At 65.2% G+C, this 20934-nt stretch carries 18 protein-coding genes; 9 read left to right on the forward strand and 9 right to left on the reverse strand.

Annotated features, from left to right (window positions below; genetic code table 11):
• Nucleotides 1–36: 36 nt before the first annotated feature.
• Nucleotides 37–381 (forward strand): ArsR/SmtB family transcription factor, encoded by a 345-nt coding sequence (locus tag ACU4IU_RS05705; RefSeq protein WP_139469891.1) that lies wholly within the window; start codon nucleotides 37–39, stop codon nucleotides 379–381.
• A 216-nt stretch (nucleotides 382–597) separates the two neighbouring features.
• On the opposite strand, the gene ACU4IU_RS05710 is transcribed toward ACU4IU_RS05705, so the two are convergent.
• From ACU4IU_RS05710 to ACU4IU_RS05730, 5 genes are all read right to left on the reverse strand, one after another.
• Entirely contained in the window at nucleotides 598–2067 is a 1470-nt protein-coding gene (locus tag ACU4IU_RS05710; protein WP_172174926.1) for an MFS transporter, read from the reverse strand.
• Nucleotides 2068–2170: 103 nt separating this feature from the next.
• A complete protein-coding gene (locus tag ACU4IU_RS05715) occupies nucleotides 2171–2632 on the reverse strand; it encodes a DUF3151 domain-containing protein (RefSeq protein ID WP_376905447.1) in 462 nt (153 codons plus the stop codon).
• A gap of 89 nt (nucleotides 2633–2721) precedes the next feature.
• Nucleotides 2722–3639, reverse strand: coding sequence for a hypothetical protein (locus tag ACU4IU_RS05720; RefSeq protein WP_446656105.1), 918 nt, complete (start codon nucleotides 3637–3639; stop codon nucleotides 2722–2724).
• Nucleotides 3636–4715: a glycosyltransferase family 2 protein gene (locus ACU4IU_RS05725; protein WP_446656106.1), complete on the reverse strand. Its 1080-nt coding sequence runs from the start codon at nucleotides 4713–4715 to the stop codon at nucleotides 3636–3638. Before ACU4IU_RS05725 ends, ACU4IU_RS05720 begins: the two co-directional genes overlap by 4 nt.
• Before the next feature lie 141 nt (nucleotides 4716–4856).
• Nucleotides 4857–5744: a CoA transferase gene (locus tag ACU4IU_RS05730; RefSeq protein WP_446656107.1), complete on the reverse strand. Its 888-nt coding sequence runs from the start codon at nucleotides 5742–5744 to the stop codon at nucleotides 4857–4859.
• Between the two features lie 320 nt (nucleotides 5745–6064).
• Between ACU4IU_RS05730 and ACU4IU_RS05735 the strand changes: the two genes are divergently transcribed.
• From ACU4IU_RS05735 to ACU4IU_RS05750, 4 genes are all read left to right on the forward strand, one after another.
• On the forward strand, nucleotides 6065–7729 hold the full coding sequence (locus tag ACU4IU_RS05735) for a sodium:solute symporter (protein ID WP_446656108.1): 1665 nt from the start codon (nucleotides 6065–6067) through the stop codon (nucleotides 7727–7729).
• A gap of 10 nt (nucleotides 7730–7739) precedes the next feature.
• Complete coding sequence (locus ACU4IU_RS05740; protein ID WP_446656109.1) at nucleotides 7740–8657, forward strand: dihydrodipicolinate synthase family protein; 918 nt, start codon at nucleotides 7740–7742, stop codon at nucleotides 8655–8657.
• Nucleotides 8654–9703 (forward strand): ROK family protein, encoded by a 1050-nt coding sequence (locus ACU4IU_RS05745; protein WP_446656110.1) that lies wholly within the window; start codon nucleotides 8654–8656, stop codon nucleotides 9701–9703. Before ACU4IU_RS05740 ends, ACU4IU_RS05745 begins: the two co-directional genes overlap by 4 nt.
• Nucleotides 9704–9784: 81 nt before the next feature.
• Complete coding sequence (locus ACU4IU_RS05750) at nucleotides 9785–10471, forward strand: N-acetylmannosamine-6-phosphate 2-epimerase (RefSeq protein ID WP_446656111.1); 687 nt, start codon at nucleotides 9785–9787, stop codon at nucleotides 10469–10471.
• Between the two features lie 123 nt (nucleotides 10472–10594).
• Here ACU4IU_RS05750 and nagB read toward each other — a convergent pair whose 3' ends face one another.
• Both nagB and ACU4IU_RS05760 read right to left on the reverse strand, forming a co-directional pair.
• A complete protein-coding gene (gene nagB / locus ACU4IU_RS05755) occupies nucleotides 10595–11377 on the reverse strand; it encodes a glucosamine-6-phosphate deaminase (RefSeq protein ID WP_446656112.1) in 783 nt (260 codons plus the stop codon).
• 25 nt (nucleotides 11378–11402) lie between these two features.
• Nucleotides 11403–12101 (reverse strand): FadR/GntR family transcriptional regulator, encoded by a 699-nt coding sequence (locus ACU4IU_RS05760; RefSeq protein WP_446656113.1) that lies wholly within the window; start codon nucleotides 12099–12101, stop codon nucleotides 11403–11405.
• 201 nt (nucleotides 12102–12302) lie between these two features.
• Here ACU4IU_RS05760 and ACU4IU_RS05765 point away from each other — a divergent pair, with 201 nt between their 5' ends.
• The 3 genes from ACU4IU_RS05765 (at nucleotide 12303) to ACU4IU_RS05775 (ending at nucleotide 14747) form a co-directional block, all read left to right on the forward strand.
• Nucleotides 12303–13472 carry an SPFH domain-containing protein gene (locus ACU4IU_RS05765; RefSeq protein ID WP_446656114.1) on the forward strand — a complete coding sequence of 390 codons (1170 nt, stop codon included), beginning with the start codon at nucleotides 12303–12305 and terminating at the stop codon, nucleotides 13470–13472.
• A gap of 244 nt (nucleotides 13473–13716) precedes the next feature.
• Entirely contained in the window at nucleotides 13717–14196 is a 480-nt protein-coding gene (locus ACU4IU_RS05770; protein WP_446656115.1) for a MarR family winged helix-turn-helix transcriptional regulator, read from the forward strand.
• Nucleotides 14197–14324: 128 nt separating this feature from the next.
• Nucleotides 14325–14747 (forward strand): organic hydroperoxide resistance protein, encoded by a 423-nt coding sequence (locus ACU4IU_RS05775; protein ID WP_139469879.1) that lies wholly within the window; start codon nucleotides 14325–14327, stop codon nucleotides 14745–14747.
• Between the two features lie 189 nt (nucleotides 14748–14936).
• On the opposite strand, the gene ACU4IU_RS05780 is transcribed toward ACU4IU_RS05775, so the two are convergent.
• Nucleotides 14937–16142 carry an NAD(P)-dependent malic enzyme gene (locus ACU4IU_RS05780; RefSeq protein ID WP_446656116.1) on the reverse strand — a complete coding sequence of 402 codons (1206 nt, stop codon included), beginning with the start codon at nucleotides 16140–16142 and terminating at the stop codon, nucleotides 14937–14939.
• A gap of 650 nt (nucleotides 16143–16792) precedes the next feature.
• On the opposite strand from ACU4IU_RS05780, the gene ACU4IU_RS05785 reads away from it, so the two are divergent.
• Nucleotides 16793–19312, forward strand: coding sequence for an HNH endonuclease signature motif containing protein (locus ACU4IU_RS05785; protein ID WP_446656117.1), 2520 nt, complete (start codon nucleotides 16793–16795; stop codon nucleotides 19310–19312).
• Between the two features lie 174 nt (nucleotides 19313–19486).
• Here ACU4IU_RS05785 and ACU4IU_RS05790 read toward each other — a convergent pair whose 3' ends face one another.
• Complete coding sequence (locus tag ACU4IU_RS05790) at nucleotides 19487–20818, reverse strand: MFS transporter (protein WP_446656118.1); 1332 nt, start codon at nucleotides 20816–20818, stop codon at nucleotides 19487–19489.
• Nucleotides 20819–20934: the final 116 nt, after the last annotated feature.

Raw genomic sequence — 20934 nt, forward strand, 5'->3', positions numbered from 1 at the left:
CGCTGACCCACACGATGGCGAGAAGGGAGGATCCAGATGCGCACACTCGACCACCCCAGCAGGGACGAGATGAGACTCGACACCGTCCTGGCCGCCCTCGCCGACCCGGTCCGCCGGACCGTCGCCTGCAAACTCAACGACGCTTTCGGCGATCATGCGTGTGCGACCTTCGAGCTGCCGGTGTCGAAGTCCACGGCGACCTACCACTTCCGCACACTGCGCGAAGCGGGTGTGATCCGCCAGGAATATGAGGGCACGAAGATCATGAATACCCTGCGCAAGGACGATCTCGACGCCCGTTTCCCCGGCCTCCTCGACGCCGTGTTCGCCGCCCAGGACATCGAACGCGCCGAGGCGACCGCCCCCGAATCTCGCGACTGACCCGGCCGAGTCGCCTCCGCCCAGACGCGCGAACAGGCCCCTCTCCCCCGCGTGAGCCGCGTCCCTCACCCACAATCGAAAATTAGGTGTGCTCAACTTGCCCGCTAATGGTGAGTAGACGTGCAATCTGCGCACACTTAACTCGCATTCGGCACGGCCTCGTCGTTCTGATTGAGCACCTCGACGCGGAAATCGACGATGCCGTCGGACCGGGGCTCAGCTCCTGACCGGCCGCCCCTCCTGCCGGGCCTTGGCCCGACCGCGAGCAAGATCGACCAGTCCGATGATTCCGGCGAAGACGATGACGAGCGCAATGAAACCGAAGCCCGCGACGATGGCGGCGCCGTAGCCGGCCACCGGCTGGACGACGAAGAACACGGCGGTGACGATTGCGATGCCGATGGCCGTGCCCACCCGCTGCCCGGTCTGCATCACACCGCCCGAGCTGCCCGCATACTCGACGGGCACCTCAGCCAGAGTGAGCGTCTGATTCGGGCTGATCGCCATGCCCTGCCCGAGGCCGGTGACCCCGAGTGTGAGGAGCAGCCACCAGATGCTGATCCCCCAGGCCTCATGCGCCAACACGAGGAGCGCCGAGGCGACGACCCCGGTCAGACCGATTGCGACCCCGAGGACGACCATCTTCCGGCCGAAGGTGAGCACGACACGGCCGGCCGCCTGTGCTGCGATCGCCGAGAGCAGCGCCGAGGGCAGACCGACGAGGCCCGCATGGAGGGCGGGGAATCCGAGACCGTTCTGCAGGTAGAGCGCGACGATGACCCAGATGCCGGGCATACCGACGAAATACATGGACGTCAGCGACGCCCCGTAGGCGAAGCTGCGTGTCCGGAACAGCTGCATGTCGACCATCGGTGATCCGCCTCGGCGAGAGTATCGGTTCTCCCACCGCACCCACAGCCAGACGACGGCGACGCCGACCGGGACGAGGGCGTAGATCCAGGCACCTGCGCTGCGCTCGAGGAAGGGCAGCATGACCAGCAACGTGCCCACGCCGAGCAGAACGAGCCCGACCGGGTCGAAGTCGGCGCGGCGTCGGCCGTGCGAGTCGGAATCGGTGCCGGCGCCGACCCAGGCGCTCCTCGGGAGCCAGAACCGGCCGAGGATGATTGCGGCCAGGGCGATCGGCACGTTGATGAGGAACGCCGAACGCCATCCCCACTCGTCGCCGAGAACAGCGATGAGTCCACCGCCGAGCACGGGGCCGATGCCCACGGAGACACCGACGATCGTGCCGAACATCCCGAAGGCGCGACCGCGCACCTGGCCGTGGAAGTACTGTTGGAGCATCCCCACCCCCTGGGGGCTGAGCAGGCCGGAGCCGAGACCCATGACGACACGGGCGATGTTGAGCACGAGCGGGTCCGGGGACAGTCCCGAGATGAGGGAACCGAGGGCGAAGACACTGACGCCGATGACGAAGAGCCGACCACGGCCGAAGAGGTCACCGGCTCGGCCGGCGGCCACGAGCAGCACGCCGAACGCGAGCGTATACCCCGAGAGCACCCACTGGATCGCCGAATTCGAGGCGCCGATCGAGCGCTGCATGTCGGGGAGGATGACATTGACGATCGAGACGCTCAGCAGCGACATGAACATCGGGACGAGCATCACCGCCAGGATCTTGCGCTGCTCTGCCGTCATGACCGTCTCGGAAACATTACCCATTCATATAGTTCTACGCCGCCCTGCCGACAAGCACAATCGGCCTCCGCGGTGCGTTTGCTCACGCACCACGAAGGCCGATCTGTCCGAAAAAGCTGCGGCGGGCCTACTCCCCGCGGCCGATGGCTTCCACTGCCTTCGGGTCAGAGGAGTGCAGGAATTCCTCGATTCGCGCGGCCTCTTCGCCTTCGCCGATCGCTCCGGCGGCACGGCCGAGCGCGTAGAGCGCACGGAGGAATCCGCGGTTGACCTCATGCGAATACGGGATCGGTCCAGCGCCGCGCCAACCGGCGGCGCGCAGGGCATCGAGTCCGCGGTGGTAGCCGACGCGGGCGTAGGCATAGGCGTCGACGAGGCGGCCTTCCTGGTGCGCTTCATCCGCGAGTTCTGCCCAGGCCAGGGACGAGGCCGGCAGTGCGGCCGCGACATCGATTGGCTCTTCACCTGCGTCGATGCGCTTGCGAGCGTCGACGTCCGGGTGGTCGTCGGGCAGGTAGGTCGGCTGTGGGCCGAGCCGGCTGGCATCCAGGTTTCCGATATGCGACGGGTTGCCGATGGGCTGGGTCATTGCGTCTCCTTCGTAGTCGGGGTCATAGTCAACATTTTCTCGCCGAGGCGGCTGTCCGCCCCAGCGTCACGTTCAGCTCGGGGCCGCAGTCAGTTCTTCTTCACTTCGGACGGCAGCACCTTGTACGGGTTCGCACTCAGTGCTCCGGTGACCCCGGCGTCGGCGAGCTTCTCGAGCTGCTTCTTGTCCTTGACATCGGTGGCCCAGACGGCCAGGTCCGTTTCGGCCCAGGTCGACGCATCATCGGCGCGAACCGCCATTGCCGAGTACCCGCCGGAATCGAGGTCCTCCGCCGAGCTCACCGTGTAGTCCCCGGTGAACATAGCGCCGACTCCGGCATCGGCGGCGGCACGGGCCACCTCGGGGTCATCGGTGCGCACGAGCGTCGAGTCCTCGAGCCCCGCCTCGGTGATGGCCTTCAATGCCGGGGTGGCCACCTCGGCGGAGTCGATGGCGGGCATGAAAACGGTGTCCCCGCCGAACTCGTCGACGATCTGGTCCCAGGTGATGGGATCGCCGGGACTCGTGTCCTTGCGGGCCGGTTTGATGGTCTGGTCGAGGAATTCGTGCGCGTCGAGCTCGTCGAGGCCCTTCTTCAGGCCCATGTCCTCGGCTGCGGTCTCCGGGTTCGCGGCCACGATCGTGCCGTCGCCCAGCGCGGTGAGTGTGGGCGCGGGCAGGTAGCCGAACTTCACGTTCTCGGTGAAGGCAAGCTTCGAGTTCGCCGGGTACACCGAGGATCCGCCGTCGAGGGCGCCCACGGCCGGTGGGTTGAGCGAATCGACGGTCAGCTGGTCCTTGGAACCGAAGATGTTCATCGCGAACACCCCCGCGACGAGGAGGACGACGATGGCGCCGGCCCACAGGGGTGCGTTGAATTTCTTCGGCTCGGGACGATCGGGCACGGGAATCCGCTCGCGGGATTCGGGATCGACGCTCGGCAGCGGATCATTGGTGCCGCGGCCGTAGCGGTCCCGGTGGGCCCGGCTCGGTTTCTTCTTGCTCATCGGCTGCTGTCCTTCGTCGTTCCGGCTCCGGTGACGAGTCCCCGGAGGAACCCGGCGCCCCAGCACAGGTGCATGGTCGGCAGGACGATACCGAACCAGAATCGCTCGCGTCGTCCGCAGTCCTTCGCCGCCGAGGCGGTGGCCAGGATTCCGGCGATGTAGCCGAAGCTGGGGACGTGGATGAGGGAGGTGAAGCGGCGGAGGAACTTCGGCCACCGCTTCGTCGATCCGGACAGTTGGAGCAGGGTCTCGATCACGGCCGCGCCCATGCCGAGCACGAGCAGCGGAGGGGCGAAGTAGCGGATGGAGTTCTGCGACCCGTAGCGGCGGATGAGTTCGGCCCGCCAGATTCCGGTGGCCCAGAACTGCTGCGCGATCTTCGACCAGGTGCCGCGCGGCCAGTACGTGACTTCCATCTCCGGGTTGAACCAGATGCGGCCGCCGGCGGAGCGGATGCGCAGGTTGAGTTCCCAGTCCTGACCGCGTTTGATGCCTTCGTCGAATCCGCCGAGGTCGTCGAACACTTCCCGACGGTAGACCCCGAGGTAGGCCGATTCGGCTTCCTGCGCCTCGTCGCCGGAGTGGTAGGCGGGACCGCCGAGGCCGACCGGGGACATGTATGCCCGCGCCACGGCCTTCTGGAAGGAGGTCTTGCCGCGGGCGAGCATGAGCCCGCCGCAGTTCGCGGCCTTCGTCTCGCGCAGGGTGTCGATGGCCTGACTGGTGTAGTCGGCGCCGAGTCCGGAGTGCGCGTCGACGCGGATGATCACCGGGTGTCGGGTCGCGGCGATCGCGAGGTTGAGCCCGATCGGAGTCGCGGCCTGCGGATTGTCGACCGTCTGGATCCGCGGATCACGCGCGGCCATCGACTCGATGATGGCGTTCGTATCGTCGGTCGAGGGACCGAGGGCGAGGACGATCTCCTTGTCCCCGTCATACTCCTGCGCGAGAATCGTGGTGATCGCCTGCTCGATGTGTTCGGCCTCGTTGAGGACCGGCATGATGAAGGAGACACCGGGCTTTTCGGCCAGCGGCGGAAGGCCCTCCGGGGTCAGGATCTCAAGTACTTTCGACACGCCCTCAATCTTCTCACACGCGCGAATGCTCGGTCTTGAGGGGGCATACAGGTGGGATTTGTCGAGCTGAGACTTCCCCGTCGCATTCGACCGCACATCCCGACTTCAGGTCACCATCGGACACCAGCACTCGAGTCTAGGTCAGCATCGGATATTCCTGTTCGCCGAATGTGTCCGATAGCGACCTGGATTCTGACCGGAACCGAGCGCGACTCGTTCGATCGGCAGGTCGTGCTCTGCGGCGAAATCCACCCAGTGCGCGGTCGGCTTCCCGGCGAACGTGCTCTCGAGCACGGCCTCCTCGGTGCCGATGTGCGCGGCCAACGCCTTCGCAAAATGGGGCTCGAGGCAGGCGACGGCGATGTGCCCATCGGACGTCGGGTAGGTCCGATAGAACGGCGATCCCCCGCCGAGGTGGCCCCCGGGTGAGCTCAGACCGTGCCGTGCCGGTCCTGCCGCCCATGCGGCAGCATCATCGAGGACGATCCGCTTGACGATGCCGCCGGCGGCACCCAGCTGCTCCTTCTGGCGCAAACCGGCGAGCGCCTCGAGGGCGGCGTGTTCGCCGCCGAGGACGTCGGCGATGGGCACGGTCGGCATCGTGCCAGGTACGAGTGTGGAGTGTGCTGCCTGATAGGTGAGGTCGTGGCCGGGCACATCGGCGCGGTCTCCGGCAAAGCCGACGATCTCGACATGGACAAGCCCAAGCTGTTCGACGAGCTCGGGCAGGCCGAGAGCGGCCGCCGCCCGCGGTCTCATCGCCGTCAGCAGCACCTGGGCATCGGCGGCGAGGGCCTCGAGCTCTGCCTTGCCGGCGGGATCCTTGAGGTCGATTCTGCGGATGTCCTGGCCGACGGTCAGTTCTCGGTAGTACTCGGGCGCAGCGGCATCGAGAGGGTCGCCGGTGAGCGGTTCGACCTTGATGACCTCGGCTCCCAGGGCGCTCAATCGGGCGGCGGCCAAGGGGCCGGGCAGGTTCACGGCGAGACTGATCACCGTGACTCCGTCAAGTGGTTGCTGGTCGGGCACCGCGTCTCCTCGTATTCGGCCATGGAATCGGCTCACAGCACGACTGCTGCACGTCATCGTCTTTCACCGAATGTATTGGAAACTGAAAGAGTGTTCAATAAGCGGCGCCCGATTGTCGTCGGCCCCACATGATCCGCCCACCCTCACCAGCGCGGCTAACACATCCACCGTCTGCCGGGTTGTGCCGTGCCGCACATTCCCGTACATTCACAACATAGGACATCATACGTCTTACGTGTTGGTTCTATAAGTCAGATGGGACTTCCGCTCGCACTCACGCCCGCGCCGGTCCCCTACGTTCATCCACGTGAGGAGGGAGCATGGACGCTCCGGGACTCGGCGGCCTCAACTGGGCCGTGATCATCATCTACCTCTTGGCCACCCTCGGCATCGGAGTCTGGTTCACCAAGAGAGCAAGCGGCGGAACAGAGGAGTTCTTCAAGGCCAGCGGGCGGATCCCGGCCTGGGCGGCGGGCTTCTCCATCTACGCGACGACGCTGTCGGCGATCACGTATATGTCCACGCCCGAGCAGGCCTTCCTCACCGACTGGTCCTATGCAGCCGGCAATATCGCGATCTTCGCGATCGTCCCGCTGCTCGTGCTCTTCTACATCCCGTTCTTCCGCAAGCTCGACGTCACCACGGCGTACGAGTACCTCGAGGAGCGCTTCGGCCCGAGCATCCGCGTGCTCGGCTCGGTTCTCTTCGTCCTCTTCCACATCGGCCGCGTCGCCATCGTCATCTACCTGCCGACACTGGCCATCAGCTCGGTCACCGACATCAACCCGACGCTCGTCGCCGGAGCCGTCGGCGTGCTCTCGGTCGTCTACACCTTCCTCGGCGGCATCGAGGGCGTCATCTGGTCCGATGTCGTCCAGGGCATCATCCTCCTCGTGGGTGCTGCGGTCATCCTCGTCTTCGGCGTCATGGCCATCGACGGAGGTCTCGTCACGGTCGCCGCCGACGCCGCAGCCGATGACAAGTTCATCTCTGCCGACAACTGGAAGTTCGGCGGAGCCGCAGCGGCCATCCCGATCGTCTTCCTCGGTTCGGTCTTCAACAACCTGCACCAGTACACGGCCAGCCAGGACGTCGTCCAGCGCTACCAGACCACGGATTCGCCGAAGTCGACGGCCCGTTCGCTCATCGTCAACGGCTTCCTCGCTCTGCTGACGATCCCGCTGTTCTATGGCATCGGCACCGTGCTCTACAGCTTCTACCAGCGCTCGGAGGCTCTGCCGGAAGGCTTCAACACCTCGGCGCTCGTGCCTTACTTCGCGGTCACCGCTCTGCCGGCCGGTGTCTCGGGTCTGCTCATCGCCGCGATCTTCGCTGCCGCGCAGTCGACGATCTCCTCGAGCCTCAACTCGATCTCGGCCTGCGTGACCGTCGACATCCGCGACCGCTTCTTCCCGCCCAAGGACGGCCGGCCCCGCACGGGAGTCGGCTTCTCCCGCGCCGTCATCGTCATCATCGGTGCCCTGTCCGTCGGGGTTGCGCTCTACCTCTCGGCGACCGATCAAGCCCAGACCTGGGACCTGTTCCTCTCGATCACCGGGCTCTTCGGCGTCCCGCTGGCCGGCGTCTTCGCCCTCGGCATCTTCACGAAGCGGGCGAACACCTCGGGAGTGCTCGCCGGCCTCCTGCTCGGTGCCGCACTGGCCTGGGTCGTCCAGGAGCAGGCCGGACTCACACCGTTCGCCGTCTCCACCGTCGCGTTCATCGGCGCCATGGTCTTCGGCTACCTCATCTCCCTGCTCACCGGAGCGATGCAGCGCGGCCGCGGCGACCACGATGTGCTGCCGCTGACGATCTACGGAAAGCGCTCGGCCTACACCCGCCGAGTCCCCACCGAACCTGCCCGGGAGCCTGCCGCATCCGTGGCTTCCTCCCCCGCAATCTCCGCCGACTCTGCCCCGACGACCGGATCGGCTCCGGCCGACTCCGGGGCCGCCTCGGCGAGCAATGACAAGAACGACAAGTAAGGACACGACCATGACTGACTTCCACGGAATCATCCCGCCGCTGCTGACCCCGCGCACCGCGCACGGTGAGATCGACCGCGCCGGGCTGGCCGCCCTCGTCGACCACCTCGTCGCCGGCGGTGTGCACGGAATCTTCGTCCTCGGGTCCTCCGGCGAGGTTCCGTACCTGACGAACGCCGAACGTGACCTCGTCCTCTCCACCGCGATCGAGGCCGCCGCCGGCCGGGTGCCCGTCCTCGTCGGCATCAGCGAGCAGACGACGACCCGCGTCCTCGACGAAGCCGACCGCCTGCTGGCCATCGGCGGTGACGCAGCCGTCGTAACCACGCCGTTCTATGCGCTGTCCGATGCCGCCGAGGTGGAGCGCCACCTCCGAGCCGTCGCCGCCCATATCAGCGTGCCCCTGTTCGCCTATGACGTGCCGGTGCGCACGCATATGAAGATGCCGCTCGACGTTCTCGTCCGCCTCGCCGAGGAGGGCGTCATCGCCGGAGTCAAGGACTCCTCCGGTGACGATGTCGGCTTCCGCCGTCTGCTGCTCGCGACGAAGCACCTGCCCGATTTCGCCGTCTTCACCGGCCACGAGGTAGTCACCGACGGTGCGATGCTCGGCGGCGCGGCGGGCATCGTCCCCGGGCTCGGCAACGTCGACCCCGCCGGATATGTGCGCATCTATGATGCCGCGAAGGCCGGCGACTGGCACGCAGCGGCTGCCGAGCAGGACCGCGTGGCGGCGCTGTTCGACATCACCCGAGCCGCGACCCCGGGACGCGTGTCCGCAGGTGCGGCGGGCCTCGGCGGATTCAAGACGGCCCTGCAGCTCATGGGCGTCATCGGCTCGAACGGGATGGCCGAACCGATGGAAGCGCTCAACTCTGATGAGGCCGAGCGCGTCCGCGAGATCGTCGCCGCCGCAGGACTGCTGTGACCCTGCCCGCCACCGTCGCCGTCGATGTCGGAGGCACGAAGATCCGTGCCGGCTCCGTCATCGACGGCGAACTTGCGCACGTGCGCAGCGTGCCGACGCCCGCGGCAGATGGTGCCCAGGCGGTTCTTAACACCATCGCCGAGGTGGCCGCCGCCGTCATCGCGGAGACGTCGGGTTCGCGTGGCGGATCCGGTTCGACCACCGGGGACGCGGCTGATGAGCGTTCCGGTGACCGCGGGGCGGATGGTTCCGGTATCGACTCTACGGACTGTTCCGGCGACCTCGCATGGCGGATCGGCATCAGCGCGGCCGGGGCCGTCGACCCTGTGACGGGGACTGTGGTCTCGGCGACGGAGTCGCTGCCCGGATGGGCCGGAACGGACCTGGTCGCTGAACTCACTGCGCGCACCGATCTTCCCGTACGCGTCGTCAACGATGTGCACGCTCATGCCCTCGGCGAGGCCACCGCCGGAACCTCCAGCGACACTCGGAGTTCCCTGCTCGTCGCGGCGGGCACCGGAATCGGAGGCGGGTTCATCGCCGATGAGCATCTGCTCACTGGCAGGAACTCCGCGGCTGGTCATATCGGTCATGTGCCCTCGGCCGCCGCGGTCGGTCTGGACTGCCCGTGCGGCGGCACCGGCCATGTCGAGGCCATTGCCTCGGGGCCTGCCATCCTCAATACCTATCGGCGACTGGCCCGTGGATCCGCCGAGCCCGACTCCGCGCCAGTGAACACCCGAGAATTGGCGGTGGCCGCCTCGGCGGGGGATGCATTGGCGCTTCGCGCCTTCGACATCGGGGCGCGTGCCCTCGGCTCGGCACTCGGTGGGATCGTCAACGTGCTCTCCCCCGAGCTCGTCGTCATCGGCGGCGGACTCGCCGATATGGACGAGACCTGGTGGGCACCTCTGCGCGAGGCTTTCGCCGCGGAACTCATCCCCGCCGCCTCCGGAACCCCGCTGGTGAAGGCAGAATTGGGGCAGGACGCCGCGCTCATCGGCGCTGCCGGCCTCTGGGATGACGCGCCTGGCCAGAAGCACTGAGACGCTTCCCTCCTGTCAAACCAACACACTGACGAACTCGCCGAACGGCGAGGAGAACCGCCAGAAGAAGGAGACTCACTGATGCTGTCGAAGACCGAGATCCTCGAGGCGCTGCGGGGACGGCTCATCGTCTCCGCTCAGGCCTATCCGGGCGAGCCGATGCGCGATCCGAGGACGATGGCACAGGTGGCGGCCTCGGCGGTCAGCGGAGGAGCATCAGCCGTACGAGTGCAAGGTCTCGGCGACATTCAGGCAACCCGCTCGGCCGTCGACGTCCCGGTCATCGGGCTGTGGAAGGACGGCAAGGACGGAGTCGTCATCACGCCGACGTACCAGCATGCCTATGCGGTCGCTCTGGCCGGATCCCACATCGTCGCACTCGATGGGACGCGGCGGGAGCGGCCCGACGGACTGAGCCTGGCCGAGACGGTCAAACGCCTCCACGAGCAGACAAACGCCCTGGTCATGGCCGATTGCGGCAGCCTTGACGATGCAAAGGCAGCGGCAGATGCGGGAGCGGACATCGTCGGCACGACTTTGGCCGGGTACTCGGGAGAACGACCGGCCACCGAAGGCCCCGACCTCGAGCTCATCAGTGCCATCCGCGCGGCGGAACCGCCTGCGCTGCTCGTCGCCGAAGGCCGCATCCACACCCCGTTGCATGCCACCGCCGCGCGTGAAGCCGGCGCCCACTCCGTGGTCGTGGGCACCGCGATCACGCATCCCGCGACGATCACCTCGTGGTTCACCGAGGCCGTCGAGGGCTGAGTTCACGACTCAGCTGCCCGGGCTGAGTTCGCAGGTAAGCGGCCCGGGATGAGCTGACCGGCTACCCGCCCGGGTTGATCTCGCTCCGAGGCCCCGCCAGCTGCCTGCCCGGGCCGAAATCGCTCAGAGGCTCTGCCACTCCGGCTTGTTCTCAAACGCGTGGCGGTAATAGTCGCCGAGCTGCAGCCTCGACGCCGCCGCATCATCGAGCATGACAGTGACATGCGGGTGCATCTGCAGCACGGTCGCGGGCCACATCGCCGAGATCGGCCCCTCGACCATCTGATGCACCGCCTCGGCTTTGTTACCGCCTGTCGCGACGAGCACGAGATGCTTCGCCTCCATGATCGTGCCCAACCCCTGGGTCAGGCACAGCTTCGGCACCTGCTCGACGTCGCCATCGAAGAACCGCGCATTGTCGAGCCGCGTCTGGTGCGTCAGGGATTTCACCCGTGTCCGCGAGGCCAGGGATGATCCGGGTTCGTTGAACGCGATGTGACCGTCGCTGCCGATCCCGAGGATCTGCAGGTCGATCCCGCCCGCCTCGGCGATCTCGTGTTCATAGTCCGCCGAGGCGGCCGCCAGGTCATCGGCGGATCCCTCGGGACCGTGGACGGCCCCCTCGGCGAAATCGACGCGAGTGGCGATCTCGGCGTCGATGACGTTGCGATAGCGCTGCGGATGGTCGTCGGCGATTCCGACGTATTCGTCGAGCATGAACGCCTGCGCGTGGGCGAACGACAGCCCCTCGTTCTTGTGGCGGGTGGTCAGCTCATCGTAGATGCGCAGCGGGCTCGAGCCGGTCGCCAGCCCGATGACCGGTGCGGTTTCGGTGCGCAGCAGCGCCTCGATCGCGTCGGCGGCGAGCTCCGCCAGCGTGTATTCGTCGGCGATGACGACTTCCATGTGGTCTCCTTCAGCGTTCAGTCAATCACTTCTGTTCGAGGGCGCGCATGATCGGCTCATAGTGGGCGGTGATCGCGGCGCGGAAGGCTTCGGCATCGCCGGATTCTGCCGCTTCGAGCATGAGGCCGTGGGCACGGGCGGTCTGCTCCAGGTCGGCGGCCACAGCGACGTTAAGTTTGGGCAGGACGGCGGTGTGCACATCCCAGAACGCCGCGACGAGTTGGCCGACGAGCGAGTTTCCGAGTTTCGCGAGCAGTCCCGTGTGGAAGGCGCGATCCTGCTGCGGGAAGGTCTTGCCGTCAGCAGCGAGCGCTGTCATCTCGTCGACCAGGCCCTTGAGCTCGGAATTCTCCGTGCCGTTGAGGGCGTCGACGATCTGCTCGGACATTCCGTGGTCGAGGGCCTTGCGCACTTCGACGACATCGCGCAGTGCGTCGAGGTCGTCACCGGGGCTGAGCACACCTCGGAAGACGAGGGCTTCGACGAGCGCGTCGAGCGTCATCTCGCCGACGTAGGTGCCGTGGCCGTGGCGGACGTCGACGATGTCGAGGGTCGAGAGTTTGCGGATGGCTTCCCGGACGTTCGACCGCGAGACGCCGAGGCGGGTGCACAGTTCGCCTTCGGTCGGCAGCAGGTCTCCGGGACGCAGACCATCGGAGAGGATGAGATCCTTGATTCTGTCGGAGGTCGTCACTTTCCGTCCGGTCTCTGTCGGCTCCGCCATGATCACCTTCTGCTGGTCGTTACACGCTGATTCTCCAGTATACGTCTGACATCAGATGTGTCGGCAGTCGCTCTTCGATGTCGAGACGCTTGGGCCGTGACGCCAACCGACCTTGGCATATGCGGATGCCGTCCTGGCTACTAGGGTGGTAGTCACAGGCGGTCGCTCGGCGGCCGAAATCTACGACGCATTGGAGCACCCATGACTGGATTGGTGGCCACATTCGCCATAATCATCGTCATCCTCATCATCGCCGTTCTGCTTTTCGGCAAGCTGCGCACCAGCATGTTCTTCACGGTGAAGACGCAGGAGAACGTCATCGTCGAGCGATTCGGCAAGTTCAAGAAAGTGGCGAAGCCGGGACTGAACACGAAGGTGCCGTTCATCGAGACGACGAGCCGGCCGATCTCGCTGCGCGTCCAGCAGCTCGAGGTCAACATCGAGTCGAAGACGAAGGACAACGTCTTCGTCACGGTTCCCGTCGCCGTTCAGTACGTCGTCGAAGAGAACAATGTGGCCGACGCCTACTACAAGCTGGCGAACTCCGAGGAGCAGATCCGCTCCTACGTCTTCGACACCGTTCGTTCGGCGCTGTCGGGTCTGACTCTGGACACGGCGTTCGAGTCGAAGGACGATATCGCGGAGAACGTCGAGGGCCGGCTCTCGGAATCTATGAAGCGCTACGGCTTCAAGATCGTCAGCAGCCTGGTCACGGATATCACCCCGGACCCGAAGGTCCGCGATTCGATGAACTCGATCAATGCCGCACAGCGTGACCGCGTCGCCGCTCAGTCGCTCGCCGAGGCGGACAAGATCAAGCGCGTCACACAGGCGCAGGCGGAGTCCGAGGCGATGCGCCTCCACGGCGAGGGTGTCGCCGCTCAGCGCAAGGCGATCGCGACGGGTATCGCCGAGCAGTATGCGAAGCTGCAGGAGGTGGGCATCGACAAGACGGCCGAGCAGCTGCTGATGATGACCCAGTACTTCGACACCATGCAGAACGTCGCTCAGGAGGGCCGGTCGAACGTGCTGTTCATGCCCTCGAACCCGGGCGGCCTGGGCGAAATGGGCCAGGAGATCCGCAACGCCCTTTTCGCCGCCAACGCCGCCGAGGATGGAGCGACTTTCACGGCACCCGAGAGCCGGTACACCTCGAGCCACCGCTCCGAGCGGGCCAGCGTTCCCCCTCAGCCGTCCAACCCGCCGAGCTCGGGCGGCTCCAATGGCCCCGACGGCTCGGGTCATGACGGTCGGTCAGGTGGCCCCGGAGGTTCCGGCCAGTCGCTCGGCCAGTCCGTTCGCTCTGCAGCCCAGTCGGCTCAAGCGGCCGCTCAGCAGTGGAAGAACTCCAAGCAGAATCCACAGCAGTAACCGAGGGCCGAGCCGGGCCGCAGCAGTGACCGGGGGCCGAGCCAGGGTGCCGACGCGACGCCGGAGCTGACCGGGCGCCGACGCACGACACCGAGTGCCGGCGAACGACTGAGGCACCGCACTTTAGAGGGGCGGGCGAAGAGAGATCTTCGCCCGCCCCTCCGCTGTGTTCACCGAGATCCCCGTCCGTCCGCCTTCCGATTAATCAGTTGTGCACAATTGAATTGTGTGCGACCATTTAGGCATGGATGCGCTCGACCTCGACAGACAGCTCTGCTTCGCTCTCTACTCGGCGTCGCGTGCAATGACCGCGTCATACAAGGATCTGCTGGCCGAGCTCGGCATCACCTATCCGCAGTATCTGGTGATGCTGGTGCTGTGGGAAGAGAATTCCGCGCCCGACGGCGTGACCGTCAAGCACCTCGGCGAGCGTCTGCAGCTCGATTCGGGCACGCTCTCTCCGCTGCTGTCGCGGCTGGAATCGCTCGGCTACGTCACCCGTCACCGCTCCGCCGAGGACTCGCGCAGTGTGTTCATCCGCCCCACCTCCGAGGGCGCCGCAGCCAAGGAGCGCGCCGAGTGCGTTCCGGCCCGCATTGGTGAGCGCACGCAGCTCGACTCCGCCGCGATGCCCGAGCTGCTCGAGACCCTGCGCACACTGACGAGGAACCTGCGTGCGGAACCCGCGCCCGTCGAGCCCCCTGACCCCCTGCCGCACCATTGAACTCACACCGCACTTGTGATTTCACAGATCGCCACTGAACCCGTACTGCACCACTGACCTCACATTTCACCATCGATCCCACTGATCACCACTGATTCGACAACGCACCGCCAACGGAAGGAAGAATCATGAAGGCTCTCTACACTGCAGAGGCACTGGCTACCGGCGAAGGCCGCGACGGCCACGGGCGCACGAACGACGGAAAGGTCGACGTCGATCTCGCCACACCCGCGGAGATGGGCGGCAGCGGAAACGGCACGAATCCCGAGCAGCTCTTCGCGGTCGGCTACGCGGCCTGCTATCACTCGGCGCTGCGCCTCGTGGCCGGTCAGGCCAAGGCGAACGTCGACGACTCTGCGGTCGGCTCACGAGTGAGCATCGGCAAGAACAATGAGGGCGGGTTCCAGCTCGCTGTCGAACTCGAGGTCACCCTCCCGCACCTCGACAAAGCCGAGGCACAGGCGCTGGCCGACAAGGCCCATCAGGTCTGCCCATACTCGAACGCCACCCGCGGCAACATCGACGTCACCATCACCGTCACCGACGACTGAGTTCCGACCGCGTCTGCCTGGCATGGGCGGCAGTCCTCCGCTGGCCAACCGACGGCCGCCGGTGCCCGACCACCTGTGGCACACGGCCTGGAGCGGAACGCAATCAGCAACCGACACACAGTTGAGGGGCGGGTGAAGATCACTCTTCACCCGCCCCTCAACTGTGTGCGGACTTGCCGAACCCAAGCGTCAGCGCTTGGCCATGGCCTCGAGCGCGGACTTCTCGACCGCCTCGGCGACGGCCGGAGCGACACGCGAATCGAGCGCACCGGGCACGATGTAACCGGGCTCGAGATCATCGCCGACGAGATCGGCGATCGCACGAGCGGCGACGAGCTTCATATCGTCGGTGATCTCGTTGGCATCGGCGTCGAGCGCGCCGCGGAAGATTCCGGGGAACGCGAGGACGTTGTTGATCTGGTTCGGGAAGTCGCTGCGCCCGGTGGCCACCACGGTGGCGTACTTGGCGGCGACGTCGGGGGCCGCCTCGGGGTTGGGGTTCGACAGGGCGAAGATGATCGCATCGTCGGCCATGTTCTCCAGATGCGCCTCGTCGATGGTGCCGCCGGAGACGCCGATGAAGGCATCGGCACCGTCGAGGGCTTCGCCGATCCCACCGGAGATTCCGCGCGGGTTCGTCGACTCAGCGAGGAACTGCTTGGTCTCGGTGAGGTCGGAGCGGCCGGATTCGACGACTCCCTTGGAATCGAGGACCACGATGTCCTTCACGCCGGCGTCGGCGAGGATCTTCACCACGGCCACTCCGGCAGCACCGGCGCCGGAGACGACGACGCGGACGGACTCGAAGGACTTCTTCACCACGCGCAGAGCATTCGTCAGCGCGGCGAGGACGACCACGGCGGTACCGTGCTGGTCATCGTGCATGACGGGAATGTCGAGGGCCTCCTTGACCCGGTCTTCGATCTCGAAGCAGCGCGGAGCCGAGATGTCCTCGAGGTTGATCGCGCCGAAGGTCGGGGCCATGCGGATGATGGTTTCGACGATCTCGTCCGTGTCATTGGTGTCGAGTACGATCGGAATCGCATTCAGCCCGGAGAAGGACTTGAACAGGGCGCACTTGCCCTCCATCACCGGCAGCGAGGCGGCCGGACCGATGTCACCGAGGCCGAGCACAGCCGACCCGTCAGAGATGACCGCGACGAGTCGGCCGGTCCACGTGTGCGTGCGCGCCAGCTGCGGTTCATCCTTGATCGCGGTGCAGACCTTGGCCACGCCCGGGGTGTACGCGATCGAGAGGTCGCGCTGGGTCTCGAGCGGTGAGGTGAGCTCGGCTGAGAGCTTGCCGCCTTCGTGTGCCTCGAAGATCTCGGCGTCGGTGATCGGGCCCTTCGAGTCCTGGTCGGAGGCGGCGGAGTTGTGAGCGGTGGTCGTCATGGTTGATCCTCGTGGTTGAAGCGGCGGCGGTTGGTGAGCTTACGAAGCTCGTGAGCACTCGGCTGGGCGAGCACTCCGTTCGATGATCGGATCATCGGTGCAGCCGGCAGTGATCGTCTGGACGTCGGCCGGCGCGGACACGGTCGACCGTGAGCGCAGGCGATGGTCTGGGCGAAGAACTGGTCACCAGTGAAGGATGGTGCGGTGACGTCGACGCGGCCCGCGACATGGCCCTAGGTGAAGGGTGCCGCGGTTGCGCGCAGTGCGGATACGGCTCGCATGAGGCGAGTACCGACCTCATGGGTCGCATCCGACAACTCGATCATCATAACTGATGCTGTGACCCGATTCACCCGAAAATCCGACCCCCACCGAGGCTGTCCCGCCGTTCCGGTGGCATGTTCTCCGGACCTTTGAACCGGCGCAAAACAACCCCTGACCTGGCCGAACGAGGCCGAACGCCCTCATGTCAGCACCGAGTGCAATGATAAGTAGAAAATCAATTCACTATCAATATGTCATCGAAATTTATTCGAATCTTTTTCTCTTTACTATTGTTAATGTCATCTTGACCGGCTAAGATCTGATTAACAGCTTTTCAAGTCAGCACCACTTCCCCGACAACGAAGTCCGAGGCAGGTGAAAGAGCAATGAAGGGCACCACCAACCGTTCGACCCCCGACCAGGCAGACGAGCCGGGTGTGACACAGCCGTCGCCCCGATTCGCCATCCGCTTCGAATCAAGCATGTCTCGTTTCGCCGAGAACGCTGTCGCTTCCGACCGTGCCCATTTCTCCCTCCTCGAGTCAGTCTCCTCAGTTGTGTTGGAACAGGTCTTCATCGCTCTCGAACTGCCCATGCCCGAGGGCTCCGAACCGTTTCGCTGCGAGACGATCTCCGCATCCTTCGAACGCCGCGCCAAAGAGTCCGAAGAGAACACCGTCTTCGGCGCTGCGGAGAAGTCGAAGGCCTCACCCAAGGGCGCGTCTTCAACCAGGGACGCGTCGTCGCCCAACGTCGCGTCGTCGCCCGCTGACGACACGACCGGCACCGGCGGCTCCCCTTCCGCGACAGTTGTGCTCTATGACGCCGACTTCGCCCGCGAACAGTTGCGCAAGGCGACTGAGCCCGAGGCGAAGGCGCTGCCCGAATTCCCCGAGCTCGATGAGGGCATCTGCTTCTCGAAATGGGTCTATGACAATGTCGACGCTGAGGACCTCGTCGAGATCTCGACGGTGCTGGGGACCAACACTGCCCGCACCTACCGTCAGCTCACCGGCGCGATGACGATCTTCTATGGTCTGCCGCGCTTCGCCGACCGTGTCCGCGCCGGAGAGTTCACCCAGGCACATGTCGATGTGGTCGCCCGCCAGTGCGCTGATGTCGCGTTCGACTTCCTTCCGAAGCTCGACATCTTCCTGGCCGCGAGGCGCGCCGATATCACCTGCGAGACCCTGCGCCGAGATCTGGCGAAGATGATCGCCCTGCTCGTCCCGCCGATCGACAACACCGAATTCGCCACCAAGCGTCGCCGCGTCGATGTCGAAGGATATAAGGACGGCTCGGCTTGCCTGACCGTCAGCGGCCCCTCAGCGGAGATCTTTGCCTGCTACAACCGAATCCAGGGCATGGCGCTGGCCGTGCATGGAAAGAACAAGTCGGCGTTCAATCTGCCTGTGGGCGTTGAGATCAGCGATGACCGCTCCATCTCTCAGCTCGAGTACGATCTGTTCACCCGGCCAGTCCCGGAGCTCAAGGTCAAGGTCATTTCGGTCGACCCGATCACGGGTATCCAAACCGCCGAAGAGAATTCGCTGCTCGACACCGACGGCGAGCTCATTCCGGATATGGACTCCGACGACGCTGTCGCCGACTTCGCGAAGCACGTCGCTTCGGACTCGGACGACGATGCCGCAGAATCGTCCGCCGGGTACTCGTCCGACAGCACCACAGAGTCGTCCGACGGATTCTCTGTCGCCAACCGACCCGATGGTTCGGCTTTCCGACCCGACTGCAGCGTCGAAGGTGAAGACCCTGACGGTCCCATTGAATATGTCGTCAAGCTGCGTATGCCCACAAGCGCGTGGTGGCTGTCGCATCAGGCCGCCACCGTGGTGACCGTTCCGTTCCTCTCGCTCACCGGAGATTCGGACCTGCCCGGCACTTTCGCCGACGGCTCACCGGTACCCGTCGAGGTGGCTCGCAACATCGCCGGCCGGTCGAAGAGCATCCAGCGGATCCTCACCGATCCCGCCACCGGCACTCCCATCGACGCCAAAGCGACCACTTACCAGGTCCCCAGGGATCTTCGGAAGACCCTGGTCGAGCAGTGGACAGTGTGCACCGTTCCCGGCTGTGTTCGTCGGGCTGAGAAGTCGGAGATCGACCATGTCGTTCCGTTCTTCCATTTGGATCCGCTCAAAGGCGGTCTCACTCGGTTCGGAAACCTTCATCCTCTGTGCAAGAAGCATCATGCGTTGAAGACCGCCGGCCGCCTTCGGGTCACTATGCCCAAATCCGGTGAGCTCGATTACGAGTTCAAGCACGGAATCTCGACCACTGTGTCGGCGCCGGGCCAGCCGATCAATGTTGCCCAAGCGCTCGAATTCGATTCCCTGGGACGACTGGGGTTCAAGCGGTGGAAACTGCCTCGGTCGATGGTTCCCGCAGCACCGAGGGTGCTCGAGCTCATGCCTGGCGAGTCGACGATTCGTCAACGCGACGAAGAGAAGCGCCAACGGGAGGAACGCGAAGCACACCAGCGACATCTTTCGGAGGCGTATCGGGAGCAGCAGGCTGAGATCAGGCGGCTGCGGCTGGAGCGTTGCCTCAATTGGGCGAACTCTGTCCATCAGCTCAGTCTGCCCGCCGGCTCCAACACTCTCACGGTGAAACAGCTGACGGGGAACGCGAAGTACGCCCGAGTCGTCAGATGGGCGCGTCTTGCCAAGCTCGACGTCGACGATATCGACTTCGACCCGAATGAGCCCGACAAGCGCAGCGCCCGTACCGCCGCTGGCCCGAACCTCACCGGTTTCGAAAGCAATTCGCAGTCTGAGGACGCTGCAGACCCCAAGGGCACTGGAGCCGACGATCCCTGGGACCACCGCTTCGTCTCCAAGACAGTGAACTGGGACCACGACCTCGAGGTCGATCCCCCACCGTTCTGATGACGCGCCACTGAACCTGTGGCATCGCTCTCAACGCAGAGCGGCAACAACAGCGCTGGTGGTAGAGCACCTGCGTGCCTACCCCAACGGGCTGGTCGTAGTCCACCTCACCGGGCCGGCCGTCGCGTATCGCAGGGCCCCGGCCCTCGCCCATCGCAGGGTCCCGGCCCTTGCCTATTGCTGCGGTTGCCGTTCGTCCACTGCGTCGACTTCAGTCGTGAGGTCGCGACCACGGGTCTCGGGCGCGAAAAGCGCACCGAGCAGGCCGCAGCCGGCGAACAGAATGAGAACGATCGCAACGGGCCACCATGAGTCGGTGATCACGGCGACGAGCGAGGCCGCGATCACCGGCGCCAGACCGCCGGAGACGACCGATCCGACCTCTTTGATAGTGGTCATGAACGTATACCGATGCTTCGATCCGAACAGTTCGACCAACCAGCTCGACTCGACACCGTAGAGATTCGGCAGAGGCCCGCCGACGAAGACCGCAAAGACGGCCGCGATGATGATCGGGTTGCCCGTGTCGATGAGGATCATGGCCGGAATCGCGAAGAGGATCTGGAACAGAGTGAACCCCAAGAACACGGGTCGGCGACCCAGCTGGTCACTGAGCTTGCCGAAGTACGGCACAGTCGCGAAGCCGATGACGGTGCCGATCATGATGCCGGTGGTGACGATGGAGGAGTCGATTCCCGTCGTGGTGACCACCCACCCGACCATGAAGCCTTTGACGAGGTAGACTGCGGAGTTCTCTCCCATTCGGATGCCCAAGGCGAGCAGGAACGACTTCGTCGACCGACGCGCTTCGACGAGGATGCTCGGCTGATCGCTCTTGTCGGCGGCCACCTCGGCGCGGCGCTCCTTCGCCTCTTCGAACACCGGGGACTCCCTGACCTTCGTACGAATTGCCAGAGCCACGAAAGTGGTGACGATGCTGAGCAGGAAGGGCACCCGCCAGCCCCAACTGAGGAAAGCCTCGTCCGGCAGCAGGGTGAGCAGCGTCCACAGAACAGTGGCCAGGAAGATTCCGCTGTTGGTCCCCATCGCCACGATCGCCCCGAAGAGCCCCCGGCGACGCACAGGCGACGATTCGACCAAGAGCACCGAAGCTCCGGCCAATTCGGCTCCGGCTCCGAACCCCTGGACGAGCCGGAGTACGACGAGCAGCATAGGCGCCCAGATGCCTATCTGCGCATAAGTCGGCAGAAGACCGATGCCCATGGTGGCAATGCCCATCATCGACAGAGTGACGATGAGGACGATCCGACGTCCGTGCTTGTCACCGACTCGTCCGAAGACGTATCCGCCGATCGGCCGGACTACGAAACCGGACCCATAGACGCCGAGACTGGAGATCAGCGCGACCGCAGGAGTCTCATTGGGGAAGAAGAGCGGCCCGAAGACCAGAGCCGAGGCGAGCGTATACAAGGTGAAGTCCATGTACTCGAGCGAACTGCCGAGCCACGACGACCACGCGGCACGGCGCAGTTCGGGACGAGTCACATTCGGATCAGGAGGGGAGGTAACCTGTGCGTTTGTCTTCATTGACATGATTTCAACTTTCTTCGATTCGAATTCTCGCTTGCTCAGCAGGGAGCCACAGTGGGCGACTGTCGCCT

It is taken from the genome of Brevibacterium sp. CSND-B09 (genome assembly GCF_052906525.1).

Bases quoted from the DNA above. Each gene is read 5' to 3' on its own strand.
- ACU4IU_RS05740 (WP_446656109.1), top strand. From the start codon at position 7,740: ATGACTGACTTCCACGGAATCATCCCGCCGCTGCTGACCCCGCGCACC.
- ACU4IU_RS05735 (WP_446656108.1), top strand. From the start codon at position 6,065: ATGGACGCTCCGGGACTCGGCGGCCTCAACTGGGCCGTGATCATCATC.
- ACU4IU_RS05710 (WP_172174926.1), bottom strand. From the start codon at position 2,067: ATGGGTAATGTTTCCGAGACGGTCATGACGGCAGAGCAGCGCAAGATC.
- ACU4IU_RS05785 (WP_446656117.1), top strand. From the start codon at position 16,793: ATGAAGGGCACCACCAACCGTTCGACCCCCGACCAGGCAGACGAGCCG.
- ACU4IU_RS05720 (WP_446656105.1), bottom strand. From the start codon at position 3,639: ATGAGCAAGAAGAAACCGAGCCGGGCCCACCGGGACCGCTACGGCCGC.
- ACU4IU_RS05770 (WP_446656115.1), top strand. From the start codon at position 13,717: ATGGATGCGCTCGACCTCGACAGACAGCTCTGCTTCGCTCTCTACTCG.
- ACU4IU_RS05775 (WP_139469879.1), top strand. From the start codon at position 14,325: ATGAAGGCTCTCTACACTGCAGAGGCACTGGCTACCGGCGAAGGCCGC.
- ACU4IU_RS05750 (WP_446656111.1), top strand. From the start codon at position 9,785: ATGCTGTCGAAGACCGAGATCCTCGAGGCGCTGCGGGGACGGCTCATC.
- ACU4IU_RS05765 (WP_446656114.1), top strand. From the start codon at position 12,303: ATGACTGGATTGGTGGCCACATTCGCCATAATCATCGTCATCCTCATC.
- nagB (WP_446656112.1), bottom strand. From the start codon at position 11,377: ATGGAAGTCGTCATCGCCGACGAATACACGCTGGCGGAGCTCGCCGCC.
- ACU4IU_RS05705 (WP_139469891.1), top strand. From the start codon at position 37: ATGCGCACACTCGACCACCCCAGCAGGGACGAGATGAGACTCGACACC.
- ACU4IU_RS05760 (WP_446656113.1), bottom strand. From the start codon at position 12,101: ATGGCGGAGCCGACAGAGACCGGACGGAAAGTGACGACCTCCGACAGA.
- ACU4IU_RS05715 (WP_376905447.1), bottom strand. From the start codon at position 2,632: ATGACCCAGCCCATCGGCAACCCGTCGCATATCGGAAACCTGGATGCC.
- ACU4IU_RS05780 (WP_446656116.1), bottom strand. From the start codon at position 16,142: ATGACGACCACCGCTCACAACTCCGCCGCCTCCGACCAGGACTCGAAG.